This window comes from Streptomyces sp. RLA131 (genome assembly GCF_056270125.1).
This window is the reverse complement of sequence record NZ_JBWDOQ010000002.1, coordinates 6,706,175-6,717,469: the sequence shown is the minus strand read 5'-3', so window position 1 is coordinate 6,717,469 and position 11,295 is coordinate 6,706,175. Positions and strand designations below refer to the sequence as shown.

The following is an 11,295-nucleotide window of genomic DNA, read 5'->3' as shown; positions in this document are numbered from 1 at the left end:
CTGGGAACGTAAATGATCTACACCGTATAGATCTACAGTGTAGAGCCATGAGCGGACGACGGGAAGAGATTCTGGACGCGGCAGTCGCCATCGCCGACGAGCGCGGCATCAAGGCTGTGTCCATGCGGGCCGTCGCGGACCGCGTCGGCGTCACACCGATGGCGCTGTATCCGCACATCGGCGGCAAGGACGCGCTGCTCGACGGCATGATCGGACGGCTGCTCTCACTCGTCCCCCGGGACGAGGCCTGGACAGCGGCGGCCGGCTGGAGGGAGCGGATGCGCGTCCTCGCGTACGCCTCACGGGCCATGAGCCAGCGCCACCCCTGGGCGGCGGCCCTGCTCTTCTCCCGCCCAGGCGTCACCCCGGACGCCGTCCGGACGATCGACGGGATCTACGCGGCCCTGCTCGACGCCGGTGTGCCGCCGCGCGAGGTTCCCCGGCTGGAGCGGATGGTGAGCACCTTCATCATCGGCTTCGCCGCCTCCGAGTCGGGCGGCCGGTTCGGCCCCGGCCGCCTCGACCCCCGGGGGCGCCGCGGGCAGCTCCCCGGGGGCGCCCTGCCCGCCCATGCCGAGCTGGCCCGGTGGCTGGACCAACCGGTCGACTGGGACGCCGAGTTCGAGGCGGACCTGGCGGACCTGCAACGCCTGATCGAGGCCGTGGCCCACCAGGAGGACCAGCCGCGGGATGACCGCCCGTAGAGGGACCGTAAACCGCTGGGCCGGCCGTCCGGGCCCGGTCTACGCTCGTCCGGTGCCCACCACCTTCGACGCCGCACACCCCGCACACCCCGCACACGCCGAGCACGCCGAGCACGCCGTGCACGCCATGGCCGGCCGCCTCGCCCGGGTCCCCGGCGTCACCGGCGTGATGCTCGGCGGCAGCCGGGCGCGCGGCACCCAGCGCCCCGGCTCCGACTGGGACCTCGGGGTGTACTACCGGGGCGGGCCGGACCTGCCCGCGCTCACCGCCCTCGCCGCCGACGTCACCGGCGTCCCCGTCACGGTCGCCGGGCCCGGCGGCTGGGGCCCCTGGGTCAACGGCGGGGCCTGGCTGGTGGCCGGGGGCGCGCACGTCGACTGGATCCTGCGCGACCTCGACCGCGTCGAGCGGGTGTGGCAGGAGTGCCGTCAGGGGCGGTACGAGGTGGGGATCCAGCCAGGCCACCCGCTCGGCTTCTGGTCGCCCGCCTACCCGGGCGAGGTCGCCCTCGGTCACGTACTGGCCGATCCCTCGGGGGAGTTGACGGCGCTGCGGGAGCAGACCCGGGTGTATCCGGAGCCGCTGCGCGCCGCGCTCACCGGGGCGGTCTGGGAGGCCGGGTTCTGCGTGACCGCCGCCCGCAAGTCCGCCGGTGACATCCTGCACGCCGCCCTGTGCCTGTCGCGGGCCGTCGGTGTCCTCACCCAGGCCCTGCACGCCCACCACCGTGTCTGGTGCCTCAACGAGAAGGGCGCGCTGGCCGCGGCCGCCGCCCTCCCGGACACCCCGGAGAGCTTCCGGGAGCGCGCCGAGGCGGTGCTGTCCGGGCTCGGTGAGCCCGCGGAGGCCGTCGAAGCGGCGGCGGCGCTGGTCACGGACGTCACCGCGGTCCTCACACCGTAGGGGGCGGCGCCCAGTCCGGGGACCGTCCGAGCGCGGCGACGACCCGGTCGAGCGTTCCCGCCGCGTCCTCCACCGTCACCGAGGGCCGGAACGCGGCCCCCTCGGCCAGCCGCGCGTCTCCCCCGGGCACGGCCCCGGCGATCGGCAGCACCGCCGCCGGCACATCGGCGTCGAACCCGGCCTCGACGCCGAGGGTCCGCGCCACGTCCCATCCGTGGACCACGGTGTCCACGAAGTGGAACCCGATGGCCTGCCCGGCCGGGAACGTCCTGCCGTCGCGGATCTCCGGCAGCCAGAACCGGCGTTCCAGGACACCCTCTTCCGCGAACGCGGCCAGCACCTCGTCCGCCGACTCGCCGAATACCCGCGCCGGTTCCGTCCCCACCGGCCGGTCGGCCCATATCCCCAGGTCACCGGTTTCGCCGCGGGCAGATGCCGCGAAGCCGTGGTTCTGGCCGGTCATATGTGCCAGCAGCCGCGCGAGATCCCAACCCGCGCACGGCGTCGGCGCGCCGAGCCGGTCCGTCCCGGCCTTCCCGACCAGGTTCTGGACGGTGCGTAACGCCCGTCGGTGCGTTGCCCTGATGTCCGTCATGGTCCGACGTTAACGGGAGGCACCGGCGGCGGCTTCCGGATTACCCTCGCCACATGGGCAACCACAAGCCGCTCGTCGCCGTCCTCAGCGGCGCGGGCATCTCGACGGACTCCGGCATCCCGGACTACCGTGGGCCGAACGGCCTGTGGCGCCGCGACCCGGAGGCCGAGAAGCTGGTCACGTACGACCACTACATGGCGGATCCGGGGATCAGGCGCCGGGCATGGCTGATGCGGCGGGACAGCACGACCCTGCGGGCCGAGCCGAACGCCGCGCATCTGGCGGTGGTGCGGCTGGAGCGGGCCGGGGTGCCGGTGCGGGTGCTGACGCAGAACGTGGACGGGCTGCACCAGAAGGCGGGACTGCCGCCGCGCAAGGTGCTGGAACTGCACGGCACGGCCCGGGAGGTGGTGTGCACCCGGTGCCACCGGCGGTCCGGGATGGAGGAGGCGCTGGAGCGGGTCCGGGCCGGTGAGGACGATCCGCCGTGCCGGGAGTGCGACGGGATCCTGAAGTCCGCCACGGTGATGTTCGGGCAGTCGCTGGACCCGGTGGTGCTGGGGAACGCGCTGGCCGTCGCCAAGGGCTGCGAGGTCTTCATCGCGGTGGGCACCAGCCTTCAGGTGCGGCCCGCGGCGTCGCTGGCCGGTATCGCCGCCGAGCACGGGGCGCGGCTGGTGATCGTCAACGCCGAGCCGACCCCGTACGACGCGGTGGCCGACGAGGTCGTGCGCGAGCCGATCGGCAGCGCGCTCCCCGCGCTCCTGGACGCGATGGCCCAGGAGGCGGGAGCGGGCCGGTGACTCACCAACGGCCGTGCACCTGCGCCCGGATACGACGGTCGTAGAGGTCCCGTACGGCGTCCAGCGTGGGCTGCGGCAGCGCGGGCAGCGCGGCCGCCCCGGCGTTCGCGCGGGCCTGGGCGGCGGAGCGGGCGCCGGGGATGACGGAGCTGACGCCGGGCTGCTGGATGACCCAGCGCAGCGCGGTCCCGGCCGGGGTCGCGCCCTGCGGGGCCAGCGCGGCGAACTCGGCGGCGGCTTCGAGGCCCGTCGTCCAGTCGACGCCGGAGAAGGTCTCGCCCTGGTCGAAGGCCTCGCCGTGGCGGTTGTAGCTGCGGTGGTCGTCCTTGCCGAAGACGGTGTCCTCGGTGTACTTGCCGGACAGCAGCCCGGAGGCCAGCGGCACCCGGGCGATGATCCCGACACCGGCCTTCGCGGCCGCCGGCAGCACCGCTTCCAGGGGCTTGAGCCGGAACGGGTTGAGGATGATCTGCACACTGGCCGTGCCGGGGCGGGCGATGGCCGTGAGCGCCTCGTCGCAGGTCTCGACGCTCACCCCGTACGCGGCGATCCGCTGCTCCTCCACCAGGGTGTCCAGGGCGTCGTAGACGGCGTCGGAGGAGTAGACGGGGGTGGGCGGGCAGTGCAGCTGGACCAGGTCCAGGGTGTCCACACCCAGATTCCGGCGTGAACGGTCGTTCCAGGCACGGAAGTTGTCCAGGACGTAGTTCTCCGGGACCTGGTCCTGGCGGCGGCCCATCTTGGTCGCGACAAAGACCCCGGCGTCCGGCCGCTCCCGCAGATAGCGGCCGATCAGCTGCTCGCTGCGGCCGTCCCCGTACACATCGGCGGTGTCGAAGAAGGTGACACCCTCCTCGACCGCCGCGTCGAGGACGGCGAGGGCGTCCTCCTCGCGCACCTCGCCCCAGTCGGCGCCCAGCTGCCAGGTGCCAAGTCCGACGACGGACACCTGGCGGCCCGTCCTGCCCAATACACGCTGTTCCATGGGGCGAGATTACGGCCGGGGCCCCTCGCGCTCCGACCCGGCTCGGGCGCGCCCGCCTACTTCACCCGCGAGCGCTGCGGCACCCGGCTCTGGTCGGCGGGCGAGGACCGGGTGACGTACTGCGGTACGGGGGCGTCGGCGCCGCCGGTGTCGCGGACCAGGCCGTAGCGGGTCACGCCGGCGGGCGGCCCGGCGGTGACGTCGGCGGTGACGGCGGCCCAGGAGGACAGCTCGACGACGAGGCCGTAGTCGGCGGCGCCGCTCTCGTTCTGGTGGAGGGTGACCTCGCCGTCGACGTAGTAGTACTCGTTCTGCCACATCTGCTGGGCGCCGGAGGGCAGGGTGAAGCCGGGCCAGACCGGGTGTTCGTCCATGCGCCGGCCGCCGCCGGAGGCGACATGGAACAGGGTGCCCCGCAGACCGGTCCAGGTCGGCATGACCAGCAGGTTCCGGCGCGTGGTGCCGAGCTGCCAGCGGACCCGGAAGTAGCCGCGGCCCTTGAGGGTGACGGCGTTGCCGGCCCACTGCATGACGGCCTTGCCGCCGTACGAGCTGGTCAGCGTGGACTCCGGCCGCTTCGGCAGCGCGCCCGGGACGGTGTCCTTGGCCGGCGGCGGGTCGGCCACGTCCACGACGCTGCCGTAGACCGGGCCGGCCGGCCGCGTCGCCGACCGGGACGGGGACGGGGACGGTTCCGGCGTCTTCGAGGGCGTCGGCGAGGCCTGTGCGGTGGTCCGGGCGGGCGCCGGAGCGCGGACGGCGGCGGAGGGCGCGGCGGCGGCCCGGGGCAGGGCCGCGCCCGAACCGTGCGAGGCCCGGTACGCCACGACCGCGCCGCCCGCGGCCAGGGTGACCCCCGCCGTCACGGCGACGGCGGGCTTGAGCAGGAGCTGCCAGGCCGACTGGGCGAAACCCGCGCCCGCCGCGCCCGCCGCGCCCGCCGTCGCCGCGCCCGCCGTCGCGGCGCCCGCCGTCGCGGCGCCCGCTGTCGCCGCGCCCGGCAGCAGCTGCCACGCGACCGCCAGCCCCACCGGCAGCGGCACCAGCGCCAGCCCCACCAGCAGCCGCTCCGCCGGCACCAGGTCCGGCCGGGTGCCCCCGCAGGCCGGGCACGCCCGGGTGTGCCGCGCCAGCCGCTTGCGCCACAGCGGCGAGGGCCGCCCGTCCCACTCCAGTGCGACCGAACCCAGCTCGTAGCAGCGCGGTACGGTGCCCAGCGCCCGTACGATCGAACGGGCCGCCTCCAGCTGCGCCTTGAGCCGCTGGACGCGTACGGCCGCGTGCTGCGGTGTCAGCTCCAGTGCCGTCGCCAGCTCGCGCCGGGTCAGCTCCCCCGCGACCTCCAGCCACCACAGCGACAGCAGCCGCCGGTCGTCCCCGTCCAGCCAGCGGGTCGCCTCCGCGACCTCCTGCCGCTGCCCTTCGAGGTTCAGCCGCAGGATCGTGAGGTCCACGAAGTCCGCCCCCGGGTCCGCGTGGTCCCGTTCCTCGTCGAGGACGGCGACAGGGGTGCGCTGCCGGACCCGGGACCGGTCGCGGATCTGCCGCATCGCGATCGCCACCAGCCAGGAGCGGAAGCTGTCCGGATCGCGCAGGCCGTCCAGCCCGTCGACCGCGCGGAGCATCGTCTCCTGCACGACGTCGTCGACGTCCGGATGGCCGTCGAGCGCCCGGCCCACGATGTTGTAGACCAACGGCAGGTACCGCGCTATCAGCGCGTCCAGCGCGCGCTGGTCCCCGGCCTGCGCCGCCGCGACCTGGTCGCTCCACTGCCGTATCTCCACCACACGCACTCCGCACCACGGTCCGGCTTCGGGCCCCGTACGGGAGACGTACACGGACCCGGGCCGATAACACTAATCGCGGCATCGGGTCGTCGGGGCGTCGGACCCCGGCTCTCAGCGCCGCAGCGACCGCAGGACCGCCCGGGCCGCGTGGTGACCCGACATGCCGTGGACGCCGGGGCCGGGCGGGGTGGCGGAGGAGCAGAGGAAGACGTCGGGGCGGGAGGTGGTGTAGGGGATGAGGCGCAGCTTGGGGCGGAAGGCGGTCTGCAGGCCGGTGAAGGCGCCGCAGGCGGTGTCGCCGCCGACGTAGTTGGCATTGCGGGCGGCGAGCTGCGGCGGGCCGCTGACGGCGCGGGCCAGGACGAGGTCGCGGAAGCCCGGGGCGAAGCGTTCGATCTGGCGCTCGACGACGTCGAGGGCGTCGCCGTCCCAGCCGTTGGGGACATGGGCGTACGCCCAGAAGACATGCTTGCCCGCCGGGGCCCGGGTGGGGTCGGCGACGGTGGGCTGGGTGGTGATGAGGAACGGCGTACGGGGCGGCTGCCCGCCGATCGCCCGGTTCAGGGCCTCGCCGATCTCCCCGAAGGTGGGCCCGATGTGGACGGTGCCGGCGCGGCGCGCGTCGGGGGCGGTCCAGGGCACGGGGCCGTCGAGGGCGTAGTCGACCTTGAAGACGGAGGGGCCGTAGCGGTAGCCCGCGTAGGCGTCGCCGAGGCCGGCGATCCTGGCCAGCGCGGTCGGCGAGGTGTCGAAGACATACGCGCGGGCCGGCGGCAGCTCGTCGAGCTTGCGCACCAGGAAGCCCGTGCGGATGGTGCCGCCGAGCTGGTCGAGGTAGCCGGCCAGCGCGTCGGAGATGGCCTGGGAGCCGCCGCGCGCCACCGGCCAGCCGCGTTCGTGGCCGGCGAGGGCGAACATCATCGCCATGGCACCGGTGAGCGGCGAGGTGAGCGGGGCGACGGCGTGCCCGGCCATGCCGGCGAGCAGTCCGCGCGCCCGGACGCCCTGGAAGCGGCGGGCGAGGAAGGAGACCGGCGGCAGGCCGGTCAGGCCGAAGCGGGCGAAGCGCACCGGGTCACGGGGCAGACCGAGCCACTGCGGGCGCAGGAAGTCCGCCGCGAGAGTGGCCCAGCGGCCGGTGTAGGGCGCCATGAGCCGCCGGTACGCGCCCGCGTCACGGGCCCCGAGGGAGGCCGCGGTCTCGCCGACGGTACGGGCCAGCACGGCGGCGGTGCCGTCGTCGAAGGGGTGGGCCATGGGCAGCTCGGCGTGCACCCACGCCAGTCCGTGGCGGGCGAGCGGCATCGCGTCGAAGGCGGGTGACCCGGCGCCGAAGGGGTGGGCCGCCGAGCACGGGTCGTGGCGGAAGCCGGGCAGCGTCAGCTCCTCGGTGCGGGCGCCGCCGCCGATGCCGTCCGCGGCCTCGTAGACCTCCACCGACAGTCCGGCGCGGGCCAGTTCGATCGCCGCGGTCAGCCCGTTGGGGCCGGATCCGACGACGATCGCGTCCCGTACGTGTGCCCTGCTCATCGTTCCTGCTCCCCCGTCGCTCGCCTCGGTCCCGTCGCCCCGACCAGTTCCACGACCCGCCGGGCCGTCTCCGCGTCCCGTGCGACCGAGAACGGGAAGGCGTTGCCCCCGCCGATCCGGAACGGCTCACCGGCCGCCGTCAGGCTCGCCCCGCCCGCCTCCGTCACCAGCAGCACCCCCGCGGCATGGTCCCACGGCAGCTCCCAGGTGAAGGCCACCGCGTCGATTCCGCCCCGCGCGACCTCCAGGTAGTCCAGTCCCGCGCAGGTGCACTGCCGTGCGTACACCCCTTCGGTCCCCAGCCCCTCGAACCTGCGCCGCTCCTGCTCGTCCAGGTACGCGAACTGCGAGGTCGCCACCCGCAGAAGCTCCCCCCGGCCGGCGGTGCGGATCCGTTCGCCGCCCAGCCACGCGCCCCGGCCGGGCCGCGCGGTGGCCATCAGGCCCAGCTGGGGTACGTACGTCCACGACCCGAGCAGCTCGCCGTCCTGGGCGAGCGCGACCAGCGTCGCGAACTCCTCGCGTCCCGCCACGAAGTTGGCGGTGCCGTCCACCGGGTCCACGATCCACACCGGCGCCGGGTCCCCGATGCGGTCCAGCACCGCCGGGTCCGCGTGCACGGCCTCCTCGCCGACCACCACGGACCCCGGCAGCAGCGCCGTCAGCTCCTCGGTCAGCCGGGCCTCCGCCTCCCGGTCGGCGACGGTGACCAGGTCCCCCGGTCCCGACTTGGTGCTGATGTCGGAGGCTGTCAGCTGCCGCCACCTCGGCAGGATCTCGGCCGCGGCGACGGCCCGGATCCGGTCTTCCACGGCCTTGAGCAGTGCGTCATCGATCACGTGTACATCAGATCAGATCGACGGCGGTCGTGCCGTCCCTCTGCGGGGTCCGGGCGGACGAAGCAGGGGGCGGAGCCGGGGGCGGTGTTCAGCCGTTGACGGCCGGGATGACCGTCGTGCCGTAGGTGTCGATGGTCGACTCCTTGGCGTCCTGCATGTTGTAGAGGGCGAACTGGTCGACGCCCAGTGCCTTGAGGGCGTTGAGCTTGTCGATGTGCTGCTGCGCGGTGCCGATCAGGCAGAAGCGGTCCACGATCTCGTCGGGCACGAAGGCGGCGTCCGGGTGCCGGCTGCGGCCGTGGTGCGAGTAGTCGTACCCCTGGCGGGACGCGATGTAGTCCGTCAGTTCGTCGGGGATGGCCGCGGAGTGCTTCCCGTACCGGGCGACCAGGTCCACGACATGGTTGCCGACCATGCCGCCGAACCAGCGGCACTGCTCGCGCGCGTGGGCCAGCGCCCCGGGTGAGCCGTCCTCGGTGACATAGGCCGGGGCGGCGACGCAGATCCTGACGTCGGCGGGGTCGCGGCCGGCCGCCACCGCCGCGTCCTTGACCGCCTTGACCATCCACTCCGTCAGATGGACGTCGGCGAGCTGGAGGATGAACCCGTCGGCCTTCGCGCCGGTCAGCGCCAGCGCCTTGGGCCCGTACGCCGCCATCCACACCGGCAGCCTGCCGTTCCTGATCCACGGGATCCGGATCGTGGTACCGCCGCAGCCCGAGAGGTCGGCCTCGCGGCCCTCGGCGAGTTCCCGGATGACGTGCATGGCCTGCTCGATACGGGCCAGGGTGTTGGGCGCCCGGCCGGCCACCCGCATCGCGGAGTCGCCGCGGCCGATGCCGCAGATGGTGCGGTTGCCGAACATCTCGTTGAGCGTCGCGAAGGTGGAGGCGGTGACCTCCCAGGTGCGGGTGCCCGGGTTGGTGACCATCGGGCCGACGATCATCCGCTCGGTGCCGGACAGGATCTGGCTGTAGATGACGAACGGCTCCTGCCACAGCACCGCCGAGTCGAACGTCCAGCCGTGGGTGAAGCCCTGGCCCTCAGCGCGCCTCATCAGGGCGACCACCTCGGAGGCCGGCGGATCGGCCTGGAGTACGAGTCCGAAGTCCATTGACGCTGCTCCTAGATGAGGTACTGACAGGTACCGCGCGGGGTGTAACGGCCGTGCCCGGCACGGCCCACGTACGTCCGGTCCGAGATCACCGGCTCGCCGCGCGACAGCACCGTCTCGACCCGGCCGGTGACGCGCTTGCCCTCGTAGGCCGAGTAGTCGACGTTCATGTGGTGGGTCTCGGCGGAGATGACCTGCTCGGCGTGGGGGTCGTAGACGACGATGTCGGCGTCGGCGCCCGGCGCGATGGTGCCCTTGCGCGGGTACAGGCCGAACATCCGGGCCGGGGCGGCGCAGGCGATCTCGATCCAGCGGCGCCGCGAGATGCGACCGTCGACGACCGCCTGGTGCAGCAGGTCCATCCGGTTCTCCACCCCCGGCAGACCGTTGGGGATCCTGGAGAAGTCACCCCGGCCCAGCTCCTTCTGACCGGAGAAGCAGAACGGACAGTGATCGGTGGAGACCACCTGCAGATCGTTGGTGCGCAGGCCCTTCCACAGCTCGGCCTGGTGCTCCCGGGGCCGCAGCGGCGTCGAGCACACGTACTTGGCACCCTCGAAGTCCGGCTCGGCCAGATTGTCCGTGGACAGGAACAGATACTGCGGGCACGTCTCACCGAAGACGTTCAGCCCCTGGTCCCGGGCGGCGGCGAGTTCCTCCAGCGCCTGCCGGGCGGAGACATGGACGACGTACAGCGGGGAGCCGGCGACCTGGGCCAGCTTGATCGCGCGGTGGGTGGCCTCGGCCTCCAGCAGCTCCCGGCGCACCTCGCCGTGGTAGCGGGGGTCCGTGTGGCCGGCCGCCAGCGCCTGTTCGACCAGGACGTCGATGGCGATGCCGTTCTCGGCGTGCATCATGATCAGCCCGCCGTTGGCGGCGCCGCGCTGCATGGCCCGCAGGATCTTGCCGTCGTCGCTGTAGAAGACCCCCGGATAGGCCATGAACAGCTTGAAGGAGGTGACGCCTTCCTCGACGAGGACGTCCATCTCCTTGAGGGTCTCCTGGTTGACGTCGGCCAGGATCATGTGGAAGCCGTAGTCGATCGCGCACTGGGCGTCCGCCTTGGCGTGCCAGGCGTCCAGGCCTCCGCGCAGCGACTCGCCGACCGACTGGACGGCGAAGTCCACGATGGTCGTCGTACCGCCCCAGGCCGCCGCGCGGGTGCCGGTCTCGAAGGTGTCGGAGGCGGCGGTGCCGCCGAACGGCAGCTCCATGTGGGTGTGCGCGTCCACACCGCCCGGGATGACGTACTTCCCGGCCGCCTCCACGACCCGGTCGGCGGAGGTCACCCAGCTCCGCGCGAACTCGCTGTCGTGCGAGGCCAGGGCGACGACCCGGCCTCCCTCGGCAAGGACATCGGCGTGGATCTCCTCCGCGGCGGTCACGACCAGTCCGCCACGGACGACGGTGCGGCTCATACTCCGGCCTCCTTGCTGCGCACGTGGCCTCCGGCTGGTGGCAACAGCCGTGCGGCTGAACGGTGGAGACGATCACGCTTCCCCGATGGCGCAGGGTGACCGTCCCCTCACGATACGCCCCGGCCCCGCCCGGAACCCCGGTTAGGATCGCCGTACGGCGTCGCGTGTCGGTCACCGTCCGGGTGAGGCATGGAGGTGTCCGTGAGATGCCCGTTGGAGGCATTCCACCGTGTCAGTCAGCCTGAACCACACCATCGTCCAGTCCCGCGACCGGCAGACCGCCGCCGAGTTCCTGGCCGGCGTCCTCGGCCTGGAGGTCGGCACCGCCTGGGGTCCGTTCCTTCCCGTACGGACCGACAACGGCGTGACCCTGGACTTCGCGACCGCCGGTCCTGACGAGGCGATCACTCCGCAGCATTACGCGTTCCTCGTCTCCGAGAAGGAGTTCGACGCGGGATTCGAACGGATCCAGCGGGCCGGGGTCCCGTACTGGGCCGACCCGGCCCGCAGGCTCCCCGGCCAGATCAACCACAACGACGGCGGCAGGGGCGTGTACTTCCTGGATCCGTCCGGCCACTATCTGGAGATCATCACCCGGCCGTACGGCGGCTAGTGC

General features: G+C 73.4%; 11 protein-coding genes. 4 read left to right on the top strand and 7 right to left on the bottom strand.

Going from position 1 to position 11,295, the window contains the following annotated elements; translation table 11 throughout:
• Positions 1 to 47 precede the first annotated feature (47 nt).
• Together RWE79_RS31315 and RWE79_RS31310 are read left to right on the top strand one after the other, a co-directional pair.
• Entirely contained in the window at positions 48 to 704 is a 657-nt protein-coding gene (locus tag RWE79_RS31315) for a TetR/AcrR family transcriptional regulator (protein WP_475943444.1), read from the top strand.
• A gap of 127 nt (positions 705 to 831) precedes the next feature.
• Positions 832 to 1,608 (top strand): nucleotidyltransferase domain-containing protein, encoded by a 777-nt coding sequence (locus tag RWE79_RS31310; RefSeq protein WP_475946205.1) that lies wholly within the window; start codon positions 832 to 834, stop codon positions 1,606 to 1,608.
• Here RWE79_RS31310 and RWE79_RS31305 read toward each other — a convergent pair.
• Entirely contained in the window at positions 1,598 to 2,203 is a 606-nt protein-coding gene (locus tag RWE79_RS31305; RefSeq protein ID WP_475943443.1) for a TIGR03086 family metal-binding protein, read from the bottom strand. The genes RWE79_RS31310 and RWE79_RS31305 overlap by 11 nt on opposite strands.
• A 53-nt stretch (positions 2,204 to 2,256) precedes the next feature.
• Here RWE79_RS31305 and RWE79_RS31300 point away from each other — a divergent pair, with 53 nt between their 5' ends.
• Positions 2,257 to 3,006, top strand: a complete 750-nt coding sequence (locus tag RWE79_RS31300; protein WP_475943442.1) for an SIR2 family NAD-dependent protein deacylase — start codon at positions 2,257 to 2,259, stop codon at positions 3,004 to 3,006.
• A 1-nt stretch (position 3,007) separates the two neighbouring features.
• Here RWE79_RS31300 and RWE79_RS31295 read toward each other — a convergent pair whose 3' ends face one another.
• The 6 genes from RWE79_RS31295 to hydA form a co-directional block, all read right to left on the bottom strand.
• The gene (locus RWE79_RS31295) at positions 3,008 to 3,991 is read right to left on the bottom strand and encodes an aldo/keto reductase (protein WP_475943441.1); all 984 of its coding nucleotides are present in this window, start codon (positions 3,989 to 3,991) and stop codon (positions 3,008 to 3,010) included.
• 56 nt (positions 3,992 to 4,047) lie between these two features.
• Positions 4,048 to 5,775, bottom strand: coding sequence for an RNA polymerase sigma factor (locus RWE79_RS31290; protein ID WP_475946203.1), 1,728 nt, complete (start codon positions 5,773 to 5,775; stop codon positions 4,048 to 4,050).
• 114 nt (positions 5,776 to 5,889) lie between these two features.
• Positions 5,890 to 7,308, bottom strand: a complete 1,419-nt coding sequence (locus RWE79_RS31285) for a phytoene desaturase family protein (RefSeq protein WP_475943440.1) — start codon at positions 7,306 to 7,308, stop codon at positions 5,890 to 5,892.
• On the bottom strand, positions 7,305 to 8,147 hold the full coding sequence (locus RWE79_RS31280; protein ID WP_475943439.1) for an inositol monophosphatase family protein: 843 nt from the start codon (positions 8,145 to 8,147) through the stop codon (positions 7,305 to 7,307). Before RWE79_RS31280 ends, RWE79_RS31285 begins: the two co-directional genes overlap by 4 nt.
• 88 nt (positions 8,148 to 8,235) lie before the next feature.
• Positions 8,236 to 9,261 (bottom strand): TIGR03842 family LLM class F420-dependent oxidoreductase, encoded by a 1,026-nt coding sequence (locus RWE79_RS31275; RefSeq protein ID WP_475943438.1) that lies wholly within the window; start codon positions 9,259 to 9,261, stop codon positions 8,236 to 8,238.
• An 11-nt stretch (positions 9,262 to 9,272) separates the two neighbouring features.
• Positions 9,273 to 10,679: a dihydropyrimidinase gene (hydA, locus tag RWE79_RS31270; protein ID WP_475943437.1), complete on the bottom strand. Its 1,407-nt coding sequence runs from the start codon at positions 10,677 to 10,679 to the stop codon at positions 9,273 to 9,275.
• Between the two features lie 229 nt (positions 10,680 to 10,908).
• Here hydA and RWE79_RS31265 point away from each other — a divergent pair, with 229 nt between their 5' ends.
• The gene (locus RWE79_RS31265) at positions 10,909 to 11,292 is read left to right on the top strand and encodes a VOC family protein (protein WP_475943436.1); all 384 of its coding nucleotides are present in this window, start codon (positions 10,909 to 10,911) and stop codon (positions 11,290 to 11,292) included.
• Positions 11,293 to 11,295 lie beyond the last annotated feature (3 nt).